The organism is Natranaerobius trueperi, assembly GCF_002216005.1.
In the GTDB taxonomy this organism is placed as follows: domain Bacteria; phylum Bacillota; class Natranaerobiia; order Natranaerobiales; family Natranaerobiaceae; genus Natranaerobius_A; species Natranaerobius_A trueperi.
This window is the reverse complement of the sequence record NZ_NIQC01000002.1, coordinates 1-22368: the sequence shown is the minus strand read 5'-3', so window position 1 is coordinate 22368 and position 22368 is coordinate 1. Positions and strand designations below refer to the sequence as shown.

At 31.9% G+C, this 22368-nt stretch carries 27 protein-coding genes and 1 pseudogene; 20 read left to right on the top strand and 8 right to left on the bottom strand.

The window, feature by feature from the left end; all coding sequences use genetic code 11:
- Window positions 1-54 precede the first annotated feature (54 nt).
- The 7 genes from CDO51_RS01395 (at window position 55) to CDO51_RS01365 (ending at window position 4963) form a co-directional block, all read left to right on the top strand.
- Window positions 55-243, top strand: a complete 189-nt coding sequence (locus CDO51_RS01395) for a ferredoxin (RefSeq protein ID WP_089022513.1) — start codon at window positions 55-57, stop codon at window positions 241-243.
- A 232-nt stretch (window positions 244-475) separates the two neighbouring features.
- The gene (locus CDO51_RS01390; RefSeq protein WP_158212264.1) at window positions 476-1408 is read left to right on the top strand and encodes a cation diffusion facilitator family transporter; all 933 of its coding nucleotides are present in this window, start codon (window positions 476-478) and stop codon (window positions 1406-1408) included.
- Entirely contained in the window at window positions 1398-2027 is a 630-nt protein-coding gene (gene nth / locus CDO51_RS01385; protein ID WP_089022511.1) for an endonuclease III, read from the top strand. The genes CDO51_RS01390 and nth overlap by 11 nt, the downstream gene beginning before the upstream one ends.
- Complete coding sequence (queG, locus tag CDO51_RS01380) at window positions 2024-3196, top strand: tRNA epoxyqueuosine(34) reductase QueG (RefSeq protein ID WP_089022510.1); 1173 nt, start codon at window positions 2024-2026, stop codon at window positions 3194-3196. Before nth ends, queG begins: the two co-directional genes overlap by 4 nt.
- Before the next feature lie 12 nt (window positions 3197-3208).
- On the top strand, window positions 3209-3670 hold the full coding sequence (locus CDO51_RS01375; protein ID WP_089022509.1) for a tRNA (cytidine(34)-2'-O)-methyltransferase: 462 nt from the start codon (window positions 3209-3211) through the stop codon (window positions 3668-3670).
- A gap of 82 nt (window positions 3671-3752) precedes the next feature.
- Complete coding sequence (locus CDO51_RS01370) at window positions 3753-4472, top strand: HAD family hydrolase (RefSeq protein WP_089022508.1); 720 nt, start codon at window positions 3753-3755, stop codon at window positions 4470-4472.
- 74 nt (window positions 4473-4546) lie between these two features.
- Complete coding sequence (locus CDO51_RS01365; RefSeq protein WP_089022507.1) at window positions 4547-4963, top strand: Fur family transcriptional regulator; 417 nt, start codon at window positions 4547-4549, stop codon at window positions 4961-4963.
- A gap of 15 nt (window positions 4964-4978) precedes the next feature.
- On the opposite strand, the gene CDO51_RS01360 is transcribed toward CDO51_RS01365, so the two are convergent.
- The gene (locus tag CDO51_RS01360) at window positions 4979-6052 is read right to left on the bottom strand and encodes an AI-2E family transporter (RefSeq protein ID WP_089022506.1); all 1074 of its coding nucleotides are present in this window, start codon (window positions 6050-6052) and stop codon (window positions 4979-4981) included.
- A gap of 128 nt (window positions 6053-6180) precedes the next feature.
- On the opposite strand from CDO51_RS01360, the gene ltaE reads away from it, so the two are divergent.
- Window positions 6181-7206 (top strand): low-specificity L-threonine aldolase, encoded by a 1026-nt coding sequence (gene ltaE / locus CDO51_RS01355; RefSeq protein ID WP_089022505.1) that lies wholly within the window; start codon window positions 6181-6183, stop codon window positions 7204-7206.
- Here the strand turns inward: ltaE and CDO51_RS01350 are convergent, their stop codons facing one another.
- Complete coding sequence (locus CDO51_RS01350; protein ID WP_089022504.1) at window positions 7207-7662, bottom strand: hypothetical protein; 456 nt, start codon at window positions 7660-7662, stop codon at window positions 7207-7209.
- 137 nt (window positions 7663-7799) lie between these two features.
- Here CDO51_RS01350 and CDO51_RS01345 point away from each other — a divergent pair, with 137 nt between their 5' ends.
- Window positions 7800-8066: a hypothetical protein gene (locus CDO51_RS01345; RefSeq protein ID WP_089022503.1), complete on the top strand. Its 267-nt coding sequence runs from the start codon at window positions 7800-7802 to the stop codon at window positions 8064-8066.
- 65 nt (window positions 8067-8131) lie between these two features.
- A complete protein-coding gene (locus tag CDO51_RS01340) occupies window positions 8132-9436 on the top strand; it encodes a DRTGG domain-containing protein (protein WP_158212263.1) in 1305 nt (434 codons plus the stop codon).
- Between the two features lies 1 nt (window position 9437).
- On the opposite strand, the gene CDO51_RS01335 is transcribed toward CDO51_RS01340, so the two are convergent.
- Together CDO51_RS01335 and CDO51_RS01330 are read right to left on the bottom strand one after the other, a co-directional pair.
- Entirely contained in the window at window positions 9438-9920 is a 483-nt protein-coding gene (locus tag CDO51_RS01335; RefSeq protein ID WP_089022501.1) for a sporulation membrane protein YtrI, read from the bottom strand.
- Window positions 9917-10246: a YtrH family sporulation protein gene (locus CDO51_RS01330; RefSeq protein ID WP_089022500.1), complete on the bottom strand. Its 330-nt coding sequence runs from the start codon at window positions 10244-10246 to the stop codon at window positions 9917-9919. Before CDO51_RS01330 ends, CDO51_RS01335 begins: the two co-directional genes overlap by 4 nt.
- Before the next feature lie 49 nt (window positions 10247-10295).
- On the opposite strand from CDO51_RS01330, the gene CDO51_RS01325 reads away from it, so the two are divergent.
- The 6 genes from CDO51_RS01325 to CDO51_RS01300 all read left to right on the top strand — a co-directional run bounded on the left by CDO51_RS01325 (window position 10296) and on the right by CDO51_RS01300 (window position 17524).
- Complete coding sequence (locus CDO51_RS01325; RefSeq protein WP_089022499.1) at window positions 10296-13718, top strand: DNA polymerase III subunit alpha; 3423 nt, start codon at window positions 10296-10298, stop codon at window positions 13716-13718.
- On the top strand, window positions 13718-15454 hold the full coding sequence (gene pyk / locus CDO51_RS01320) for a pyruvate kinase (RefSeq protein ID WP_089022498.1): 1737 nt from the start codon (window positions 13718-13720) through the stop codon (window positions 15452-15454). The genes CDO51_RS01325 and pyk overlap by 1 nt, the downstream gene beginning before the upstream one ends.
- A 21-nt stretch (window positions 15455-15475) precedes the next feature.
- Complete coding sequence (locus CDO51_RS01315) at window positions 15476-15889, top strand: acyl-CoA thioesterase (protein WP_089022497.1); 414 nt, start codon at window positions 15476-15478, stop codon at window positions 15887-15889.
- Between the two features lie 25 nt (window positions 15890-15914).
- Window positions 15915-16379, top strand: coding sequence for an FxsA family protein (locus tag CDO51_RS01310; RefSeq protein WP_089022496.1), 465 nt, complete (start codon window positions 15915-15917; stop codon window positions 16377-16379).
- A gap of 83 nt (window positions 16380-16462) precedes the next feature.
- Entirely contained in the window at window positions 16463-16714 is a 252-nt protein-coding gene (locus CDO51_RS01305; protein ID WP_089022495.1) for a hypothetical protein, read from the top strand.
- A gap of 165 nt (window positions 16715-16879) precedes the next feature.
- Entirely contained in the window at window positions 16880-17524 is a 645-nt protein-coding gene (locus CDO51_RS01300; RefSeq protein WP_089022494.1) for a phosphatidylserine decarboxylase family protein, read from the top strand.
- A gap of 79 nt (window positions 17525-17603) precedes the next feature.
- Here CDO51_RS01300 and CDO51_RS01295 read toward each other — a convergent pair whose 3' ends face one another.
- Complete coding sequence (locus CDO51_RS01295; protein ID WP_089022493.1) at window positions 17604-18941, bottom strand: radical SAM/SPASM domain-containing protein; 1338 nt, start codon at window positions 18939-18941, stop codon at window positions 17604-17606.
- Between the two features lie 126 nt (window positions 18942-19067).
- Window positions 19068-19781, bottom strand: coding sequence for a ZIP family metal transporter (locus CDO51_RS01290; protein ID WP_089022492.1), 714 nt, complete (start codon window positions 19779-19781; stop codon window positions 19068-19070).
- Window positions 19782-19940: 159 nt separating this feature from the next.
- Here CDO51_RS01290 and CDO51_RS14095 point away from each other — a divergent pair, with 159 nt between their 5' ends.
- From CDO51_RS14095 to CDO51_RS01280, 4 genes and pseudogenes are all read left to right on the top strand, one after another.
- On the top strand, window positions 19941-20237 hold the full coding sequence (locus CDO51_RS14095; RefSeq protein WP_205842053.1) for a hypothetical protein: 297 nt from the start codon (window positions 19941-19943) through the stop codon (window positions 20235-20237).
- A gap of 32 nt (window positions 20238-20269) precedes the next feature.
- Window positions 20270-20956, top strand: a complete 687-nt coding sequence (locus tag CDO51_RS14090) for an MFS transporter (RefSeq protein ID WP_205842052.1) — start codon at window positions 20270-20272, stop codon at window positions 20954-20956.
- Entirely contained in the window at window positions 20907-21224 is a 318-nt protein-coding gene (locus CDO51_RS14085) for an MFS transporter (RefSeq protein WP_205842051.1), read from the top strand. The genes CDO51_RS14090 and CDO51_RS14085 overlap by 50 nt, the downstream gene beginning before the upstream one ends.
- 111 nt (window positions 21225-21335) lie before the next feature.
- A pseudogene (locus CDO51_RS01280) lies at window positions 21336-21635 on the top strand (arsenate reductase family protein); the annotation flags it as partial.
- 4 nt (window positions 21636-21639) lie between these two features.
- Here CDO51_RS01280 and CDO51_RS01275 read toward each other — a convergent pair.
- Both CDO51_RS01275 and CDO51_RS01270 read right to left on the bottom strand, forming a co-directional pair.
- Window positions 21640-21843 carry a hypothetical protein gene (locus CDO51_RS01275; RefSeq protein ID WP_089022490.1) on the bottom strand — a complete coding sequence of 68 codons (204 nt, stop codon included), beginning with the start codon at window positions 21841-21843 and terminating at the stop codon, window positions 21640-21642.
- Window positions 21810-22199: a hemerythrin domain-containing protein gene (locus tag CDO51_RS01270; protein WP_089022489.1), complete on the bottom strand. Its 390-nt coding sequence runs from the start codon at window positions 22197-22199 to the stop codon at window positions 21810-21812. Before CDO51_RS01270 ends, CDO51_RS01275 begins: the two co-directional genes overlap by 34 nt.
- Window positions 22200-22368 lie beyond the last annotated feature (169 nt).

The following is a 22368-nucleotide window of genomic DNA, read 5'->3' as shown; positions in this document are numbered from 1 at the left end:
CATCTTATAGAAAAACGCTTTATAGTTAATATTTTGTTAAAGGAGGAGCATTTAATGAGAGTAGAAGTTGATCAAGATCTTTGCATTAGCTGTGGATTATGTGTAAATGAATGTCCTGAAGTATTTGAATGGAACGATGCAGGAAAAGCAGAAGAAAAAGCTAAAGAAGTTCCAGAGGACCAACAGTCAGCAGCTGATGAATCAGTAGAGGGTTGCCCTACAGATGCTATAAAAAAGCTTTAGTACTTTAACAGACATCCTTTTTAGGGTGTCTGTTTTTTTTTGGTCGGTATCTTAGTGTAATTGTTCTGTGATATTGTCACCCTAAGAATGTTCTGTAAAAATGTCACTATGACTAAAAAGGTGACATTTTCAAAGAACATTGACATTTGGTCGGTATCTTAGTTGCTCTATATTGCATAATCTAGTATTATGACAGTAGGTATCAAATTTAATTTGTAAGGGGCGTATGTTTATGGTCCATAGTTCACATAAAAATGTTGCTTCTCATAGAGTATCTCTTGTTACATTGGTTACAAATACTTTATTAGCTATCTTAAAAGGTGTTTTTGGAGTAATATTTGGAAGTGCGGCACTTGTTGCTGATGCTTTTCATTCTGTGAGTGATATTCTTTCTAGTGGAATTGTCTATTTTGGTATTATAGTTGCTAAAAGACCACCTGATAGTACTCATCATTATGGTCACGGAAAATTAGAATCAGTAGCTTCTAAAGTTGTAGCACTAATATTGATACTAACCGCAATAGCTTTAGGTTATAATGCCATTTCAATATTTTTTGAAACGCACTATGTCCCCGGAAGAGGAGCTATAATAGGTGCAGTTATATCAATTGTAGTAAAAGAAATTTTGTTTAGATATAATTATAGTATGGGAGTAAAAAATAATAGTAGTGCTCTAAAAGCAGACGCTTTGCATAATCGATCAGATGCCATTTCCTCATTAGCTGCTTTACTTGGAATTTTAGGTGCTCGATTTGGATTTTTAATTTTAGATCCGATAGGTGCTTTACTTGTTTCTGTATTGATATTACGTATGGGTATTAAACTTTATCTAAGTTCTATTCGTGAACTGATCGATACAGCACCAAGTAATGAAACTCTAGAACTTATATCAGATATTGTAAAAAACACTAAGGGGATACAAAATGTACATGACATAAAAGCTAGGTACCATGGTCCTAAGATCCTAGTAGATATGAAAGTATGTGTAAATCGAAATAGTACAGTTGCTGAAGGCCATCATTTTGCGGGAACAGCTAAACACCATATACTTAAAGATATACCTGAGATTGAAAATGTTCTAATTCATGTAAACCCTTGTCAATTTGATAAACAAAACTGTAAAGAGTGTCAAAAAAGAGAAAGGGTAGATAAAAATGAACAATAATGATGCTAAAAAAATAATTGATATATTAACAAAAACCTATCCCGATGCACAAACTGCATTAAATTTTAATACACCCTTTGAACTATTAATTGCAACTATTTTATCAGCCCAATGTACAGATGAAAGGGTGAACTTGATAACTGATAAATTATTTAAAAAAGCCAATACACCAAATCAAATGTTAGAAATTGGTGTAGAACGACTTATAGAATATATTCAAGGTGCTGGTTTATATAAAAATAAGAGTAAAAATATTATTAAAACATGTGAACTATTAGTTTCAGAACATGGAGGGTGTGTCCCTGATAATAGAAAAGACCTTGAAAATCTACCAGGAGTAGGTAGGAAAACTGCTAATGTAGTTCTTGCAAATGCTTTCAATCAACCTACGTTAGCTGTTGATACTCATGTTTTTCGAGTAGCTAGGCGTATGGGATTATCTAAAGGAGATACAGTATTAGATGTTGAAAAAGATCTGATGGAAATTCTTCCAAAAACTTATTGGATTGATGCACATCATACTTTGATTTTTCATGGACGTAATAGATGTAAAGCAAGGTCACCTCAATGTAAAACATGTGAAGTACAAAAACTGTGTTTACAAGGAGAGGGAAAATGAATCTACACCAAAAGATAACACAACTAGCAAAAAAAACAGGTTTTCCTCTAGTCTCAGTTATACCAACAGATAGATATGAATGCGGATACAACAGGTTAGCAACCATTCAAAAAAACCTTGGGGAGTATCCATTTGTTAAAAATGATCCCGATTATAGAACTACACCTAACAAATATACTACTTGGGCAAAATCATTGATTATAGGGCTATATCCCTATGGATGTGCACCAGAAAAAACATCACCCAAACCAAATGATCAGTTTATACGTGGACGATTTGCTAGAGTAGCTTGGGGTAGAGATTATCATTTAGTTGTAAAAGAGGCATTAGTTGATTTAGCTCAAAAATTGAAAAAACATAGTATCATATCATCTAATTTTTTACCTATAGTAGATACAAGCCCTCTAGCAGAAAGAGAACTAGCATTTAGAGGGGAACTTGGAATTAAAGGAAATCATAATTGTTTAATGGTTCCTGGACTGGGTTCATTTTTTTTTATAGGTGGCTTGTTAATAGATACAGAATTACCACAGATGAATAACTTAAACTTAACTACTAGTAAATGTCTAAACTGTGAAAGGTGTATTAATTCATGCCCGGGGTCTGCTTTAGACTCAAAGAGCTATCTTGATTTAAATAATTGTGCTGCGTACCTTACTGTAAAAAAAGGATTTTTAACTAGAAAACAACGAAATATCATAGGAGATTATTTATATGGCTGTGACAAATGCCAAGTGGTATGCCCAGAAAATAGAAATAATGACGATTATAGCCCAGATTGTATGCCTGAATGGGGAGAAGAAGTATTAAATATAGATGATATTTATCCGAAAATTTCAGATATATTAAAGTTAAGTAATAAACAATTTAAGAACCGATTTAAAGATAATGCTATTTTCTGGCGAGGCAAAAAGGTGCTACAAAGAAACGCACTAATAGTTCTTGGAAACTTAAAAGATCCACGTAGTACACAGCTAGTTTTAGATAGTTTTCATGATCAACGTGAAATCATAAGAACAATGTCCGTTTGGGCTAGTGAAAAAATATATGAAAATTTGAATAACAAAGAAAGAGAACAAGTGTTAAAAGAATTAAATGTATTATATAACAATGAAAAATCAGAAATGGTTTTAAATGAGTTAAAACAAACATTAAACAATATTTCGTAAAGGAGGCCAACTATGCATGTAGTGTTAGTTGAACCTGAAATTCCACCTAATACAGGTAATGTATCTAGAACTTGTGCAATAAGTAATAGTACTTTACATTTAGTAGAACCTTTGGGTTTTTCAATATCGGATAGAGATTTAAAAAGAGCTGGCTTAGATTATTGGGATCAATTGTCATATTATGTTCACAAAGATTTTAATTCTGTAGAAAATATGTTAGGAGATAAACCTTTCTATTTAGCTACTACAAAAGGAAAACATTACTATCACGAAATTTCTTATCCAAAAGATAGTGTCTTAGTATTTGGAAAAGAAACTGCCGGGTTATCTGACGAACTATTAGAAAAATATCAATCTAATACTATAAAAATACCTATGTCACCTGAATTTAGGTCCCTAAATTTAAGTAACTCGGTTGCAATCACTTTATTTGAGGCTTTGCGTCAACAAAACTTTCCTGGTCTTTTGACATAAAAGTTATTTCAGTAATTCATGAAGGAGATCTAAAAAAAGTATAGAGTTATTTTTAGAGACTTAATTTAAAGGAGATTATAATATGTATAAAGTTATTTTATTTGACCTGGATGGGACTCTTCTACCAGTGGATACTAATATGTTTTTGCATCAGTATTTAAAACTTATTAAAGAAAATGTTAAAGAATTATATAATCCTGATTTGTTCGTTAACCATGTTTTAGAAGGTAGTAAGTATATGATTAAAAATAAAGAGTCAGAAAAAAGTAATGAAGAAGTTTTTTTTGATTACTTTTTAGAGGTAGTTGATCTTTCTAAAAATGAGTTAAACTCATTCTTTGAATATTTCTATGATAAGGAGTTTCCAAAACTAGAAACGTATATTGGACAAACAAATGATATTCCGTTAGAGATAATAAAATATTTAAGAAAAAAAGGGTATCAAATAGTGATAGCAACAAACCCTGTTTTTCCAAGAAAAGCGATAGAACATAGGTTATCATGGATAAATATTTCTCCTGACGAGTGTGATCTGATCACCTCTTATGAAAATATGCATCATGCAAAACCTAATCCAAAATATTACAGCGAAATATCTTCTAAATTGAATGTAAGACAAGAGAACTGTTTAATGATAGGAAACGATACAAAAGAAGATTTAGTTGCTAAAAAAGTTGGTATGGAAGTATTTTTGGTTACAGATTACTTAATAGATCAAGGTGAAGGATATATTGAAGAACTATCACCAGATCAAAAAGGAACTCTAAACGAAATGTCAAACCTTTTAAAACAAAACTTGTGAAATTAGCACTAATGGTCTATAATTAATAATAGATACTAATAGAAATAGTAACTCATGGGAAGGGAGAACCTAAAATGACTGATGTTAAACGAAGTAAGAAAAGAATGACTAAACAAAGAAAAATTATATTAGAGGTTTTGAAAAACACTACATGTCACCCTACAGCAGATTGGGTATATGATCAAGTAAGAGAAGAGTTACCGAATATTAGTTTAGGTACTGTATATCGTAACTTAAAAGTTCTTAAGGAAATGGGAGAAATAATGGAACTTGATTATGGAAGTACCTATAGTCGTTTTGATGGAAATCCTAAAAATCATTATCACTTTGTTTGTAATAACTGTGAACGTGTTTATGATATAGATATGCCTGTAAAAAATGACTTAACAGACATTGCAAATGATCATACTGATCATTTAATTGAATATCATCGTTTAGAATTCTATGGAATGTGTAGTAAATGCAATTCTAATAATATAAAATATGAATAAAAAAGTCTCGTTGAGTTAATCAACGAGACTTTTTTTATCTTTGTTAACCCTATCAAGATAATAATAATTCAAGAGTACTTTTAATACAGCAGCAAGTGGTATTGAAATGAGAACTCCTATAATTCCATACAAGGCTCCACCAATTGTAATTGCTAATATAGTTGAAAAAGGACTTAGATCAACTGCTTTTCCAAGTAAAATAGGAGTTAGAATAAAAGCATCAATACTTTGGATTAAAATATACATAATTGATACAATTATTGCAGTTTCGAAAGAGTATGATAAAGCGACAAGTATTGCCGGAAAAGCAGCAATATATGGTCCAATATATACAATGATATTTAAAAGTGCTGCAAGTAACCCTAATAAGAAGAAAAACCTGATTTCTAAAACAAACAATCCAAAGCTAGTAAAAATACCTACTAATAAGCAGCGACTCAAATTACCTCGTAAATATTGTCCAACTTTTAAATCTATTACATCTATGACTTGGTTAGCTTCATTTTGATACTTTTTTGGAAAGAAAGAAATAACATTGTTTTTTATATCCTTAATATCTCTTAAAAGGTAAAATACTAAAAACATTATTATTAAGAATTCAAAAAAACCACTTATTAATCCAATAGAAAACTGGGTAAAATGTTGAAACAAATCCTGTATTCCATCAAGAGCTCTTGGAAGTGAATCGAATGCCCCGCTTAAATACTCTGTGAATTCTGGCCCTTCTATTACTTTATTTAACTGATTTAAATAAGTTTCAAGATTAAGAGTTTGATATAAGACTGGAGCATGATTAGCAAGTTCTTTTATTTCACTATACATCCTGGGTATAGTGAGAAATAAAAATCCTATAATCATTAGAATAAAGATTAAAAATGTTATAGCGGCTGCACTTGTTCGGGATAACTTTTGTTTTTCTAATAAATCAGTAAGTGGACTTATAGCATAGACAATTAAAATACTAACTAATAACAAAGAAATAACCCATGATATTTCTTTAACGAACCAGAGAAAACCAATGATTGAAACTATTAGGACAATTATTTTAATAGCAAGATGCCAATATGATTTATAAGTTTGCTCGTCCATTTAAATTCACCTCTTTTTAGTCCTTTCATTAATTAATTATAACAGATAATTAAAGACAATTACAGTTAGTAGACAAACACCACCTTGTTTCATATAATTGGAGTAAATAAGCAAAAGGGGTGTATTAATTGGAAGTTATTGACCTAAGAAGTGACACTGTCACTAAGCCCACAAAGCGGATGCGCCAATCTATGGCAGATGCTGAGGTTGGAGATGATGTCTATGAAGATGATCCTACAGTACAGGCTTTAGAAGAAAAAAGTTCAGAACTTTTTTCTAAAGAAGCAGCTTTATTTTTTCCAACAGGTACAATGGCTAATCAAGCCGCCTTAATGGCACATACTAAACCAGGAGATGAAATTATACTTGAACAAGATATGCATATATATATGTATGAAGTAGGAGGCTTGTCCATTTTATCTGGCTTACAAGCAAGACAACTACCAAGTGAAAATGGACAATTACAACCTATGCAAGTACAACAAGCTATTAGACCAGAAAATATTCATTTTCCTGAAACTACTTTGATATGCCTAGAAAATACACATAACTTACATGGTGGAACAGTTCTATCTAAAGACTCAATTGATCGAATAGCTAAAATAGCAAAAAAAAATAATATACCTTTACATCTAGATGGAGCACGAATATTTAATGCAGCAACTTATTTAAATACTACAGTTAAAGAGTTGGTTCACGGTTGTGACTCAGTCATGTTTTGTTTATCAAAGGGATTATCAGCCCCCGTCGGATCTGTTTTAGTTGGAACAAAAAGCTTTATAGAAAAAGCTAGAAAGTGTAGAAAACTATTAGGTGGTGGTATGAGACAAGTTGGGGTTATGGCAGCAGCTGGATTAGTAGCTTTAGAAGATATGGTTACTAGATTACAAGAAGACCATGATAATGCTAGATTATTAGCTCAAGGATTAGATGAATTTTCATGGATCAATGTAGAATTAGAAAAGGTGCAAACAAATATTGTCAGGTTTAGTTTTGATAATACGTATATTTTTGACGGGGACTTTCAATTAGAGTTACAAAAACATAATATAAAGGTAAATTTTAGCGGTGATGGTAGAGTTCGTATGGTTACACATAAGGATATAACTACTTCACAAATAAACAAAACATTAGATATTATAGCAAAACTATAATTAGTTTTTGGGATAATATTCAATTTCGAAATTAATTTGACCTTTAAATGCTATTCGATTTCTTAAGGTTTTGCCTTCTACCTGTTTTATCTTAGGAACTACTTTTTGGATTTTTTTAATGGATGGGTTATTTTCAGGTATTTTTTCGATAATTTTAGCTTCAACGTCAAGTTTTTGTGGAGGGATCACATCTAAAGTTTTTTTCCAACTAACATTAACTTTTGTATTTTTATTAGATATTTGCCTCACAGATTTAGTAGTAAGTAATAAATCAGCATTAAGTAATACCTTGTTTGGAGAAACTGTTTTATAAGTTATTCTTTTAATTTGGTATTCAGTTGGAATTTTTAGCTGTGGTTTAACCCCCTCTATATATAAAACTTTTGCAAACTCTTTTGTAAGAGTGATTTTATTGGCGGGACTGTTAGTATTTTGTTTAGAAATTTTAATTTGCATGTTATCCCCTCCTTTTACTGTTGTTAATATCAGATTATGAATAAAAAATACTATTGTCACTAATTTATAATGATTAACGTAAAAACTTTATAATAGTAATATTTATAGAAGAGATTTAAAACTTAGGGAGGGGTTTCATGCAATTTTCTGTGAAAGTATCTTATCTAATCAGTATCATATTGTGCTTAACTATATTTTTAGTTTTACCAGAACTTCCTTCTATTGGTACTGAAAGCACAGAATCTCTGTTTACTTTGTCGTGGTTAATATTATCAGTTCTAGTGTTAACAGCTCATATTAGACACTTTTTATCTAATATGAAAAAGGATAGAAAGAAGCAGCTTGATAGGCCAAAAACATCTTTAACAGATTACAAAAGAAAAAATAAGCGCTTGAGACAGTAGTATTTTGTTCTTTAAAGCGATGTGCTAAAATATTAAATAGACTATAAAGCGGGAGAATGATAAATATGACAAAACATCAAGAGTTAATAAAATATATTACAGACTTACCTGTTGGTACAAAGATATCTGTAAGAAAAACTGCCCACGAATTATCTGTAAGTGATGGTACAGCTTATAGAGCGATAAAAGATGCCGAGAATAAAGGATTAGTAACAACAATTCCTAAAACAGGTACTATAAGAATAAAAAATAACAAAAAGGAATATAGCCAAACTGTAACTTTTGCTGAATTAATTAAAGTTGTTAATGGTACTGTTTTAGGTGGGAATGAAGGACTATATAAACCACTAGATAAATTTATCATTGGTGCAATGGAACTTAAGGAAATGTCTGAATATATAAATGAGGGTTCTTTATTAATAGTAGGAAATAGAGAAAAAGCACACGAACTAGCATTAAAAAAGGGTGCAGCAGTATTAATATCAGGTGGGTTTGACACTAATATGGTAAATAGAGAGCTTGCGGATAAATGTGCGCTACCTATAATTACAAGTCCATATGATACTTATAGGATAGCTACTCTTATAAATAAAGCATTAACAAATAAGAATATGGAAAATGAAATACTACATGTAGAGGATATAATGAGCGATTATGTTTACTACCTAAAAGAAACAGATACTTATGATGATTGGAAAAGCTTGTTAGACCAAACAAAACATAGTAGGTTCCCTGTGGTTGATTTGAACAATATAGTAAAGGGTGTTGTTACTTCTAAGGATATAACTGGTAAAAAACAGGGGACTCCTGTATATAAAATGATGACAAAAAATCCAATAACTGTTTCTCCGGAAACCCTTATAGCGTCTGTTGCTTATATTATGATTTGGGAAGGTATAGAAATGATTCCAGTAGTAGCTGGTGGTGGTTGTTTAAAAGGAGTAGTTAGCCGGCAGGATGTAATGGAAGCAATGCAATTTGGTAATGGTCAAGATGAAAATTCAGGAGTAGCTTTTAAAAAGTTAATTGAGAAAAACTTTTCTAAAGTACGAACTGATATAGGTGTTGAATTGACTGGGTATGTAACACCAGCCATGACAAATCAAATGGGTGGAATGGAACCAGCCATTTTAACAACACTTTTGATGCAAGCAAGTTTTTCTGCTTTAGGCCATGATAGAGATTATAATGTAGTATTAGAAAACTTTTCATTTAACTACTTAGCACCTATTCAGTTACAACAAAAAATAACTGTTGTAGCACGTACTTTAGAAAACTCTCGTAAATATGGGAAAGTTGACCTAGAAATTAGGTATAAAGACCAGATATTGGTTAAGGGCTTTGTGTCTAGTCAGATCTTAAAAAAATAGGCTAATCTAATTCTTTTGGAGTAACCCAAACAGTAAGTTCTTCTGTGATTATTAAGCTATCAACTTCAATTTTATATTTACTATCATTAATACTAACTTCCCTTTTATCGAATAACTGATAGATTAAATTGGGTTCTAATTGTGATACTTGATGTCCGATTACTTCACTTGCTATTTCTTGACAGAACTCTTCGATTGCTAATTCAACTTGGGTATTATCATAATCTACAACGATATCAGTTTTTTTTACCTTACTTTGTGGAGGGTATTGACTCCATTGTTCTTCCATATTTCTGAGTTCTTCTTCTAACTTTGAGACTCGTTCTTCTGTTTGTGTTAGTTCTTGATCAAGCTCTGTTTTTTCCCAATACAAGGATTCTAGTTCTTGACTAAAATAATGAAAACTAATATAAGCACCAATTAAAATACCTATGAGAAACCAGCCTAATCTGATTTTCCATAAGTATTTATGGTCTGTTGTCATGAGTTTTGCCCTCCGATTAATAATGTTATAATTATAACACCAATATGAGCACCCAAAAAAGCAGCAAAAATAAATATTAACTGTTTAATAACAGTGTGTAGCTGACCACCTAAAAAGCCCATTTCTAATTCTTTAATAGTAGTGAAAGTACCTCCGAGGGCAGCTACTAAAGCCCATATTTTTAAACGTTCAGCAATGTTCATCATAGTTTGTAATGGAGGTTTTCCTCCAATACCGGCTCCTAAACTTCCAATTAATGAGCCACCGATAACAACTCCTAAAGCAATAAAAAAATTCAGAATCAAAGTACTAAAAAATGTAGTCATAAACAGACATCAACTCCTATGCTAAACTTATGTCAGGGGGAAGTATATTATGCCAAAACCTTTTGTTCATCTACACAATCACAGTCATCATAGTTTGTTAGATGGAAAATGTAGAATCGAAGATCTAGTAGAAAAAGCTAAGCAATTGGACATGCCTGCCCTTGCTCTTACAGATCATGGGGTGATGTATGGAGTAGTGGAATTCTACAAAAAGGCTAAAGAAGCTGGTATTAAACCAATTCTAGGCTGTGAAGTCTATGTTGCTCCTAGAAGTAGGTTCGATAAAGATCCAGCTAAAGATAAAGAACAATATCATCTAGTACTATTAGCACGAAATCAAACAGGATATAAAAACCTAATGAAACTTGTTTCTTTAGCATATCAAGAAGGTTTTTATTATAAGCCCCGTGTTGATTATGAGTTATTAGAACAATATAGTGAAGGTATTATTGCCCTAAGTGCATGTCTAGGTGGAGAGATACCTTCATTAATTTTACAAGGGCAATATCAAAAGGCAAAAGATAAAGCAAATAAACTAAAGGAAATCTTTGGCCCTCACAATTTTTATCTAGAACTACAAGACCATGGTTTGATTGAAGAGAGAAAAGTTAACACTCATTTATTAGAATTATCAAGAGAGCTTTCAATTGAATTAGTAGCTACAAATGATATTCATTATATAAATAAAGAAGATGCGACTATTCACGATGTTCTATTATGTATACAAACTGGTAAAAAAGTATCTGATGATGATAGGATGAAATTTCCCAATGAAGAGTTCTACATGAAAGATGGCGACAATATGAATCAACTTTTCTCTGAGTTTCCCAGAGCTATAGAAAATACATTGAAAATAGCCGATAAATGTAATGTAGAATTAGATTTTGATACATTACACTTGCCTTACTTTGAAGTACCAAAGGATCATGATGAGAACAGTTATCTTCGTGAACTATGTATGAAAGGGTTAAATAAACGCTACCAGGATATCACACCTGAAATACGAGAAAGGCTCGAATATGAATTAGACATAATCCAACGAATGGGTTATGCTTCATATTTTTTAATAGTTTGGGATTTTGTTAGATTTGCTCATGAAAATAATATTTTAGTTGGTCCAGGTAGAGGTTCAGCAGCGGGGAGTCTAGTAGCGTATTGTCTAGAAATTACAAATATAGATCCTATTAGATATGGTTTATTATTTGAACGATTTTTAAATCCAGAACGAGTTAATATGCCAGATATTGATATTGATTTCTGCTATGAAAAAAGAGAACAAGTTATCGACTATGTTGTTAAAAAATATGGCAGTGATAAAGTGGCGCAAATAATCACCTTTGGTACAATGCAGGCTAGAGCAGCTGTTAGAGACGTTGGGCGTGTTCTTGGGATGGGTTATGGTGATGTGGATAAAGTAGCAAAGATGATCCCACATGAACTTGGAATAACTATAGATAAAGCTTTAGAATTAAATAAGGACTTAAAAAACCTGTATCAAGAAGATCCTCAAGTTAAAAGATTACTTGATATATCAAAATCTATCGAAGGTTTACACAGACATGCTTCAACTCATGCTGCAGGTATAGTGATAGCTAAAGAACCTTTGACTGAATATGTTCCATTACAAAGTAATGAAGGACAAATAATGACTCAACTACCCATGGGAACTTTAGAAGAACTCGGTCTATTAAAAATGGACTTTTTAGGACTAAAGACTTTAACAATGATGAATAGAGCTGTAGGTATTATTGAAAAAACTACTGGTAAGCCTATAAAATTGGATGAAATTTCACTAGATGATAATACTACTTATGAATTGATTCGATCAGGAAATACTCTTGGAATTTTTCAGCTAGAGTCTAGTGGTATGAGAAATGTTTTAAAAGAGTTAAAGCCAACAAGTTTTGAAGATATTATTGCAACTTCTGCTTTATATCGCCCAGGTCCTATGGAGCAAATTCCAACCTTTATCGAAAGTAAACATGGAAAACGTGAAATTTCTTATCCACATCCAGATCTAAAATCAATACTAGAAGAAACATATGGTATTATGGTTTATCAAGAGCAAATAATGCAAGTAGCAAGTGAAATGGCAGGATTTTCATTGGGTGAAGCGGATTTATTAAGGCGTGCTATTGGGAAAAAGAAAAAAGATATATTAAATGAACAAAAGGTTAAGTTTGTAGAAGGTTGTGTAAATAAAGGTTATGACAGAAAAGTAGGAGAACATGTTTATAATTTAATTGTTAAGTTTGCAGACTATGGATTTAATAAATCACATTCAGCTGCTTATGCCTATATTGCATATCAGTCAGCCTATCTAAAAGCCAATTATCCCACTCAGTTTATGGCAGCACTATTAACTAATAGTATGAATGATACAGAAAAACTAGCACTATATATCGATGATGCTAATTCACAAGGTATAGAAATATTACCACCGGATATTAATGAATCTTTAGTTGATTTTACAGTAGTTAGTGATAAACGAATTCGATTTGGTTTAGCCGCTATAAAAAATGTAGGCCGTGCTGCTGTACATGAAATAATAAAATCCAAATATAAGAATGGTGGTTTTAATTCTTTTGATGAATTTTGTTCACAAATTGATTTAAGAGTTTGTAACCGTAAAGTTATTGAAAGTCTTGTAAAAGTAGGTGCCTTTGACGAGTTAGGATATAATAGAAAACAATTGTTACAAGTGGTAGATGAAGCAATCAAAAAGGCTCAAATGTTTTCAAAGAGTTCTAATAATGGCCAAGTTACAATGTGGGAAATTGTATCAGATGGTCTGCCTAAGATAGAAGTTAACTATCCTAATGTGACTGAATTTAATTTAAAAGATAGACTTGATATGGAAAAAGAATTATTAGGTTTTTATGTTAGTGGTCATCCTTTAGATGACTATAAGAAGAAGATGCAAAGTTTTCATACCGTTCCAATAAACAAATTAGTTGAATTACAAGATGGTGCACAAATTTATGTTGGAGGAATTCCTTATGGAATTAAAGAAATACTAACTAAAAAAGGACAAAAAATGGCGTTTTGTTCTCTAGAAGATCAGACAGGTTCTGTAGAACTAGTGATTTTTCCTAATCAATATGGTTTAGCACGACCACTTTTATATGATAGTCAACCATTACTTATAAAAGGTAAGTTGGATAAAAAAGAAGAAGGCGAAACAAAATTAATTGTACAACAGATTAATTCTTTGAGCCAAGTAGAGCTACCTAAAAAAAAGATTTATATAAAAGTATTAAAAACTAAAAATCCTCAATTAGAAAAATTGAAACATTTACTAATTGAACAAAAAAGTGATTTACCAGTTTTACTATATTTCCCTGAAAATAAAAAACTAGTTGAAGTAGATCCATCTTGTTATGCTTCAGACAATCAAGAGTTTATTAAACAAGTAGAAAAGTTAATGGGTGAAGGTTCCATTAAAGTAAAGATTAAGGAGGGAACCAAATAATGAGAAAAACTAAAATAGTATGTACAATAGGGCCAGCTTGTGAAAAGAAAGAAACTTTGGCTACTATGATTCAAAAAGGAATGGATGTTTGTCGTTTAAACTTTTCACACGGTGATTATGATGAACATCAAGTCCGTATTGATACCATAAAAGAAGTTTTTTGGGACACGAATCGCCTAGCAAGTGTATTGTTGGACACCAAAGGTCCAGAGATAAGACTTGGTAATTTCGAAGGTGGTCAGATAAATTTAGAACAGGGTCAAGAGTTTATTTTAACAACAGAAAATATAGAAGGTAATAAAGATAAAGGGTCTGTAACATATCAGGATATTACCCAAGATGTGAAACCCGGTGATCGAGTGTTACTTGATGATGGTTTAGTAGAGCTATTAGTAAATGAAGTAAGTAATACTGAAGTGAAAACAGTTGTTAAAAACAATGGAGTAATAAAGAACAAAAAAGGTGTGAATCTTCCGGGAGTTAAATTATCATTACCAGCAATGACAGAGAAAGATAAAAGTGATATTTTATTTGGAATAAAAAATAATGTGGATTTTATTGCTGCTTCTTTTATTAGAAAAGCCCAAGATGTATTAGAAATAAGAAGATTTTTAGAAGATAATAATGCAGATATTCCTATAATTTCTAAAATTGAAAATAAAGAAGGTGTAGAAAACTTAAACGAGATTTTAGATGTTTCTGATGGTCTAATGGTAGCTAGAGGTGATTTAGGTGTAGATATTCCACCTGAAGAAGTTCCTCTTGTACAAAAACGTATGATAAAAAGATGTAATCAAGAAGGTAAACCTGTAATAACTGCCACACAGATGTTAGAATCTATGACAGAAAATCCAAGACCCACTCGTGCAGAAGCAAGTGATGTAGCTAATGCAATTTTTGATGGGACAGATGCTATCATGTTAAGTGGCGAAACAGCAGCGGGAGATTATCCTGTAGAAGCTGTCAGTACTATGGCTAATATTGCAATAACCACTGAAAAAGAACATGCACAAACAGATTCTCGCACTGATGCAGGAACTGGAATAACGGAATCAATAGGATTTTCTACATGTAATATAGCAGGTCAATTAAGCGCTAATGCAATATTAACTTCAACTCAGTCAGGTTATACTTCTAGAATGGTGGCTAAATTCAGACCCAATGCACCAATCATTGCAATTACACCTAAAGAAAATATTGTAAGAAGGTTAGTACTAACTTGGGGAGTCTATCCTGTTAAAGCTAGCCCTACTGATTCCACAGATGAAATGTTCCAAGAAGCAATTCGAGCTTCATTAGCTTCAAACTATATAAATGAAGGGGATCTTGTGGTAATAACAGCAGGTATTCCAGTTGGAGTTTCAGGCACTACTAACTTAATCAGAGTACATACAGTTGGAGATATTATTGTTTCTGGTTCTGGTATTGGTAAAAAACCAGTTACAGGTCGTGTTGTTAAAGTAGAAAGTAACGAAGACTTTAATAAAATTTCAGAAGGAGACATAGTAGTTTTAAAAGGAACCACCAAAGATACAGTCCCATATTTAGCTAAAGCAGCTGGTTTAGTTGCAGAAGAGGGAGGATATACGTCTCCTAGTGCTATTGTCGGACTGGAATTAGGTGTACCTGTTATAGTAGGTGCAGGTGGAGCTTTAGAAAAGCTAAATGATGGAGAAGAGGTTACAATAGATTCACTGCGTGGCTTTGTGTATCGGGGGCAAGCTACAATTCTATAGTGTCGATTGGGGTGAATACTTTTGATTTCTAATACAAATATTAGGGTGCGTTATCAAGAAACAGATCAAATGGGAGTTGTATATTACGCTAATTACCTAGCTTGGTTTGAAGTAGGTAGAAATGAATTTTTTAGAGAAGTAGATTTTCCATATGGCAGACTGGAAGATAAAGGGGTTTATCTTCCAGTTGCCAGTGCTAGCTGTAATTATAAAAGTCCTGCTCGTTATGATGATTTAATAACTGTAAGCACTAAAATCTTAAAATTGACTCCTGCGCGCATTATCTTTAATTATAGAGTTTTTAGAGAAAGTGATGGAAAAGAGTTAGCAACAGGAGAAACTTCTCATGCATTTGTTTCTGAAAGAGGTAATCCTATATCTATGAAAAAACACTTTCCAGATTTATATGAAAGGATTCAAGAATATGTAAGTTAAATTGGATTACCTGGGAGGTTAATTTATGTTGGTTAAAGCATTATTAATTTTTACTTTAATTCCTTTACTAGAAGTATGGGTTCTAGCTAGATTAGGTCAAAGTATCGGTCCACTACCAACAATAGTTTTGGTTGCTATCACTGGGTTTGTGGGTGTATTTCTAGCTAAAAGTCAAGGTTTAATAGTTATCACAAAACTCCAAAAAAGATTATCAACAGGCCAACTTCCAACTGATGAACTCTTTAGTGGAGCATGTATATTAGTTGGAGGTGCCTTATTACTTACACCTGGAGTTGTAACTGACATTTTTGGGTTAACTTTATTAATTCCATTTACTAGACCTATTTGGAAGAAGCTATTTCATAGAATAATTAAAGCAATGACCAAAAAAGGAAATTTAAACATTTATTATTCTGGAAATTTTAATAATGAACCAAATTACTATGATGTAGACTATGAAGTTGATTATGATGAAGACAAAATCGATTAACACTAAAATCCCTTCTTTCGAATATTTTTTTAATTACTATAATAAGATTTAGTAATGATAATTCGAAGGAAGGGGTAATGGTTATGGAATATGAAGCGTATGATGTGGTGTTAATTCCCTTTGTTATGGGATTAATTCAAGTACTAAAAAAACTAGGTATGCCAAAGAAACTATCACCTATAGTTGCTTTAGTTATAGGAAACGTTATGGGTTTTGTTTATCTTGCTCCTGGAGAGCCTGAAAAAGCAATTATTTGGGGTACTTCTATTGGTCTTGCTTCCATTGGAGTCTATTCGGGGACTAAAAACACTGTTGAAATGAATAAGTATAAATAAATATTTTATATTTAGATTGGATCGATTCGTTCCAATCTTTTTTATTTTTAATTATTTGATTTACATTTATTTTTTTATATAATTAATATAGAAATATAAAAATTGATGTGTATTGGTATACCTATCAAAATCGTTTGAAGTTGAGAAAATATCGGAGGTATTATAATGAGGGCTTTCACCATTTCTAGACATGGTTTTAGTACAATTGGGTTCTTTTTGTTAGGCGCTATAGTTTCATGGCTTTTCTATTTTATTGAACTATCTATTGTTTTTTTGGCTCTTGCTACTTTTACAGCAATCTTTTTTCGAAATCCAAAACGATACCCCCCTAAGAGTGATAATTTAGTTGTTTCACCTGCTGATGGTAAAGTTATGGATATAGAAACTATTACTGAACCAAACTTTACAAATCAAGAGATGAAAAGAGTAAGGATTTTTCTGTCACTATTAGATGTTCATATTAATCGTATGCCATTAACAGGACAAGTTGTAAATACTAAGTATTATCCTGGAAAATATCTTGTTGCTTGGAATGATAAGGCTTCAGAAGAAAACGAACGAAATGCAATAATGATCAATGGTCGAGGAGTTAATTATGTAGTTGTTCAAATTGCTGGATTTGTTGCAAGACGTATTGTTTCAGAGGCAAAGACAGGAACTGTTCTTTCTATAGGTGATAGTTTTGGGATGATAAAATTTGGATCTTGTACAGAATTATACCTTCCCCAAAATACAGATGTTAAAGTGAAATCAGGTGATAAAGTACGTGCTGGAGAGACTATTATGGCTGTTACAAAAGAAGAAAATTAAAATATAAGGGGTAAAACAATGATATATATCATTGTTTTACCCCCCCCTTTTTTTGTAGCAGAGGATAAGTAGAACATTGCTAGTTGTGCTTTTTATTCCATAATTTATCTGCCATTTTGGCCCATTCATTAGCAGTATTTTTACATTTACTTGTTAAGTGTTCAACTGATTCTTCTTCAAAAAGATGTGTGGAATATGCGTTTGAATTATAAACCATTTCTTCTAGCATTTCTGGTTTATCTAGAAGCGGACAAGGACGTAATGGGTTTTCATCAAAAGGCTGTTTGTCTTTGTACTCTTTAAAAAGTGGAGATTTTAGAGCTTCTAGTAGTGTGGTATCTTTTATATTTACATTTGCATAATGAATAAATGCACAAGGTTCTACATCTCCGTTAGCATTTATATGAATATAATTTCTACCACCAGCGATGCATCCACCAGAAAATTCCCCGTCATTCCAAAAGTCTATTAAAAAAATTGGTTTCTCTTTTCTAAATCTATTTATTTGTTTATACATTGTAGCTCTTTGTTTAGGACTTGCTAACATATTTGAAGTTTCATTTTTACCTATCGGCATATAGGTAAAGTACCATCCAAACAAACAACCAGAATCAATCATTTCATTAATGTAGTCTTCAGATGCAACAATATCAGTATTATAAGCATGGTATGTTGTAGAGAAGCCAAAAGGTACACTATAACTTTTTAGAATCTCCATAGCTTTTCTAATTTGACCATAAGTACCTAAACCACGTCTCTTATCAGAGATAGCTTCAAATCCGTCAATACTAATAGCAAGAGCAATATTACCAACTTCCCTTAACTTACTTGCTAACTCTTTATTAATTAAAGTTCCATTAGTAAAAGATAAAAAAGCACAATCATTATGTTTTTTTGCAAGATCTATTATTTCGTTGTTTTTTAACATTGGCTCGCCACCAGAAAATATATACATATAGATGCCAAGTTCTTTACCTTCTGTAATGATTCTGTTCATTGTATCGTAACCTAAAGTAGACTTATGATAATCACCTGCCCAACATCCTTCACATTTGAGATTACAAGCTGCAGTTGGGTCCATCAAGATTGCCCATGGAATATTACAATCATGTGTTTTACTTAAATCTTCGTTTACTTTTTTACCTAAAATAACAGAATTCAAGATAAAATTAGAGATAAATTTTTTTATTATTTCAAAATCATAATTGTCTAAAACCTTTTTAGTAAGTTGAAACCAGTTACTTGTAGGATCTTTAAATGATCTTTCAAAACTTTTAAGAGCTTTTTTGTGATGATCAAAAGCAGCAAATTTTCTCATAAAAGCCAAAAGTTTAGGAATATTGTTCAGGGGGTCTTTATCAATATATTTTAATCCTTGATCTATTACAGTAGAACCAATCAGCTGCTTATAATTCATGTTAACCCCTCCCCCTTTAATGAAATTTCACTTTATAATATTATTAAATCAAAAAAATAGTTACTTTATATTAATACTATGATTATTAATCTTTAAATATTTCAGTAACTCTTCGTAAGGAGAGGTCTACATTACGATTATGTTTCCTATCACTATTCCAATAAAAACTCCAATGTTAGCAAAGGTCTTTGAAAACTCTTGTGCATTTGGAATTAATTCATTTATAGCTAGATAAATCATAGCACCTGCAGCAAAAGAAAGACTACTTCCAACTAAATTAGGTGTTATACCAATTGATATCATCCCAATTATTGTACCAAGAGGTGTCATAAGACCTGCCAAAGTAACCAATCCAATGATAGAAAGCTTTGACATATTAGCTCCTTGAAGTGGTCCTGCAGATGCCATACCTTCAGGTATATTATGTAACCCAAGGCTAATAGCGATGGCTAAACTAACTGCAGGAGAAGCTTCAATTCCTGTTCCGATAGCTAAACCTTCAGGTAAGTTGTGTAAACCAATACCAAGAACAACTAAATAACCTGTTTTAAGTAATTGTTCTTGTTCGGTTGCTACAATAGAAATAATTTGATTAATTAATTTATCGATAATCCACATCACAGAACCACCAAGTAAAAAACCTGGAATAGTTAAAACTATACTACTAAGTTTTAAAGATTCAGGTAGTAATTCAAAAGTACTTACAGATAACATGACTCCACCAGCAAACCCTAACAAAATAGATAGTACTCTATTACTAGGGATACCAGATATTAAAACTATTAAAGTACCGAGTAAAGTAGAAAGCCCTGCAATTGTACTATATATGACAGTCTGCAAATTATCGCCACCTTATATAGGTAATCTTTTCAATACAACATATTAATTTTATAACTAAAAAATACTTGTGATTTAGTATATAAGGAGTAAAAGGTTGCATAATTTTTAATAGAAAAGTAGAATGGTATAAGTATACAATGAGGTTTGGAGAGGAATATAATGAAAACAACAACAGGTAAATATATACCTAATTTAAAATCTAACTCAGTACCTTTCACTATCCCATATTATTATGGCTGGGTAATAGTTCTTATAGGTGCATTAGGCCTTTTCTTTTCAGGGCCAGGTCAAACATACTCCGTATTAATATTTATTAACTACTACGTATCAGAACTAGGATGGAGTAGATCGTTAGTATCTGGTTTTTACTCAACTGCTACCTTTATTTCAGGGATGACTATACCTTTCATAGGGAAATCAATAGATAAATATGGACATAGAAAAATGACACTATAGCACCAATTTTACTAGCCCTTACAACTATAAGGATGAGCTTTGTGGATATACCTTTTATGCTTATATTTGGATTCTTTTTTCTAAGACTGTTTGGTCAGGGTTCAATGACCCTTATACCGAATACATTAATTCCACAGTGGTTTGTTTCTAGGCGGGGGATAGCGTTAAGTTTAATGGCAATAGGAGGGGCATTAGCTTCTGCTTCATTTCCACCTATAAATGATTTTTTAATTACCAACTTAGGAATAGAACATGCATGGAGGGTTTGGGCTTTATTATTAGTAGGAGTTATGGTACCTTTAGGTCTAATCTTTGTTCGGGATAAGCCTGAACAAATAGGTGAAGTTCCCGATGGAGAGAAAGGTGAAATACAAGAAAATAACGAAAAGTTAAGTGCAGAAATATCATGGAGTCTATCTGAAGCTAAAACAACTAAAGTCTTTTGGGTAATGTTATTTATAATGGCTGTACCAGCTATGGTAAACACAGGACTTGTTTTTCATATGGTTTCAATAATAGAAGGAAAAGGGCATTCCTCAAGTTTTGGAGCTTTTATTTTAAGTGTCTTTGCAATAGCTCAGCTTATAACTACGTTTTTAGCAGGCTATATTTTAGATCGGACCCGTGTTAATGTAGCTAAAGGTGTAAACTTTATTGTTTCTTATCACTATGAACCTAATATTACTAGCACAAACTCCATGGCTTCTAGTTTTATATAGTGTATTACATGGGTCTTTTGATGCATTTGATAGGGTTAGTACTAATGTGATGTGGCCGAATTATTTTGGAAGAAAATACCTAGGTAGCATACGTGGAGTATCAACTACCGCGATGGTAATAGGTTCCTCACTTGGTCCGCTACCTTTTGGAGCTTTTTTTGACCTTTTTGGTAGTTTCTTTGAAATTATATTATTAATGATGATCTTTCCATTAGTAGCTGGTATTGCTTGCTTTTTATCACCACCACCTAAAAAAGAGGTTACTTAATAGCAGGTCCTAAATCATTTGATATAGAAGGGTAATTAAAATTGCTATAAAAAAGGAGGACTAACTTTGTTAAAGTTTTATTGTGTTTCTGGATGAAAAACATGTCAAAAAGCGAAAGCGTGGCTTTCTGAAAAAAGTGTAGAGATTGAAAATTATGATTTAGTTAAAAAACCATTATCTATTGATGATATAGAAAAGTTAGCTAATCTAACAGAATTAGGAACTAAGGAATTATTAAATAAAAAAAGTCAAGCTTATAAAAAAGCTCAACTTAATGAATCTGATATGACTGATAGAGAAATAGCACAATTTTTATCTGAAAATCCTAGAGGAATAAAACGACCAATAGTAACTAATGGTGAAGATATAGTGGTAGGATTTGATGAAGAAAAATTACAAAAGTTAATCTAGCCCTTTACTGGGCTAGATTTTTTTGTAAATCCTCTAACTCTCTTAGCATATTTTTACGGGTTTCGATATTTTTTTCAGTTTCTTCATATTCTTTAACTTCATTATTTAACTTATCTAGCTCTTTTTGTGGAAGTGATCTTTTAGCATATGGAAAGAGAGTATTATCTTCTTTGTCTATATGTCTATGGAGTAAATATACATAGGCCATGGTGTTAGCATAATATCTAATTTTGCTTCTTTACTACCATTATCGTATTCATTTAAAGCCTCTTCTAATTGTGAAATATATAATCTTCCTAAATTATGTTCTGATTCCATTCCATCAATTAATGTTTTTTCTAGACTACCTCCATTTTCAATTAACATACCAAATAACATATCTTCTTCCTTACCATGATGGTATTTGTCAGCAAAATATCGAATAAAATCTAAAGCCCTTGTAAAAAAGTCAGTATTAACTTTTTCATCAGGGTTATTTAAAATGTTAAGACATTTTTTTCGTAACACATCAAGCATTTTTTTGATATGAGTATGTTCTTCTGTCATTAACTCTAAAGCATCCATACAGCTTCCTCCTTTTTAATTTAAAAGTTCTGTTAAGTTATATGATATTTGAATCAGTCTCCCGCCCGGAGTTATGATGTTTTTAGGCAGAAAACAAACCCTCCGGGAGAAAGGAGACTGATCCATGACTAAAGTTGTATGTCCTAGATGCTATTCAAACGACCTTTGC

Excerpts from the sequence above, each read along its gene's own strand:
- CDO51_RS01395 (WP_089022513.1), top strand. The coding sequence starts at position 55 with ATGAGAGTAGAAGTTGATCAAGATCTTTGCATTAGCTGTGGATTATGT.
- CDO51_RS01390 (WP_158212264.1), top strand. The coding sequence starts at position 476 with ATGGTCCATAGTTCACATAAAAATGTTGCTTCTCATAGAGTATCTCTT.
- nth (WP_089022511.1), top strand. The coding sequence starts at position 1,398 with ATGAACAATAATGATGCTAAAAAAATAATTGATATATTAACAAAAACC.
- queG (WP_089022510.1), top strand. The coding sequence starts at position 2,024 with ATGAATCTACACCAAAAGATAACACAACTAGCAAAAAAAACAGGTTTT.
- CDO51_RS01375 (WP_089022509.1), top strand. The coding sequence starts at position 3,209 with ATGCATGTAGTGTTAGTTGAACCTGAAATTCCACCTAATACAGGTAAT.
- CDO51_RS01370 (WP_089022508.1), top strand. The coding sequence starts at position 3,753 with ATGTATAAAGTTATTTTATTTGACCTGGATGGGACTCTTCTACCAGTG.
- CDO51_RS01365 (WP_089022507.1), top strand. The coding sequence starts at position 4,547 with ATGACTGATGTTAAACGAAGTAAGAAAAGAATGACTAAACAAAGAAAA.
- CDO51_RS01360 (WP_089022506.1), bottom strand. The coding sequence starts at position 6,052 with ATGGACGAGCAAACTTATAAATCATATTGGCATCTTGCTATTAAAATA.
- CDO51_RS01350 (WP_089022504.1), bottom strand. The coding sequence starts at position 7,662 with ATGCAAATTAAAATTTCTAAACAAAATACTAACAGTCCCGCCAATAAA.
- CDO51_RS01345 (WP_089022503.1), top strand. The coding sequence starts at position 7,800 with ATGCAATTTTCTGTGAAAGTATCTTATCTAATCAGTATCATATTGTGC.
- CDO51_RS01340 (WP_158212263.1), top strand. The coding sequence starts at position 8,132 with ATGACAAAACATCAAGAGTTAATAAAATATATTACAGACTTACCTGTT.
- CDO51_RS01335 (WP_089022501.1), bottom strand. The coding sequence starts at position 9,920 with ATGACAACAGACCATAAATACTTATGGAAAATCAGATTAGGCTGGTTT.
- CDO51_RS01330 (WP_089022500.1), bottom strand. The coding sequence starts at position 10,246 with ATGACTACATTTTTTAGTACTTTGATTCTGAATTTTTTTATTGCTTTA.
- CDO51_RS01325 (WP_089022499.1), top strand. The coding sequence starts at position 10,296 with ATGCCAAAACCTTTTGTTCATCTACACAATCACAGTCATCATAGTTTG.
- pyk (WP_089022498.1), top strand. The coding sequence starts at position 13,718 with ATGAGAAAAACTAAAATAGTATGTACAATAGGGCCAGCTTGTGAAAAG.
- CDO51_RS01310 (WP_089022496.1), top strand. The coding sequence starts at position 15,915 with ATGTTGGTTAAAGCATTATTAATTTTTACTTTAATTCCTTTACTAGAA.
- CDO51_RS01305 (WP_089022495.1), top strand. The coding sequence starts at position 16,463 with ATGGAATATGAAGCGTATGATGTGGTGTTAATTCCCTTTGTTATGGGA.
- CDO51_RS01300 (WP_089022494.1), top strand. The coding sequence starts at position 16,880 with ATGAGGGCTTTCACCATTTCTAGACATGGTTTTAGTACAATTGGGTTC.
- CDO51_RS01295 (WP_089022493.1), bottom strand. The coding sequence starts at position 18,941 with ATGAATTATAAGCAGCTGATTGGTTCTACTGTAATAGATCAAGGATTA.
- CDO51_RS14095 (WP_205842053.1), top strand. The coding sequence starts at position 19,941 with ATGAAAACAACAACAGGTAAATATATACCTAATTTAAAATCTAACTCA.
- CDO51_RS14090 (WP_205842052.1), top strand. The coding sequence starts at position 20,270 with ATGAGCTTTGTGGATATACCTTTTATGCTTATATTTGGATTCTTTTTT.
- CDO51_RS14085 (WP_205842051.1), top strand. The coding sequence starts at position 20,907 with ATGAACCTAATATTACTAGCACAAACTCCATGGCTTCTAGTTTTATAT.
- CDO51_RS01275 (WP_089022490.1), bottom strand. The coding sequence starts at position 21,843 with ATGGCCTATGTATATTTACTCCATAGACATATAGACAAAGAAGATAAT.
- CDO51_RS01270 (WP_089022489.1), bottom strand. The coding sequence starts at position 22,199 with ATGGATGCTTTAGAGTTAATGACAGAAGAACATACTCATATCAAAAAA.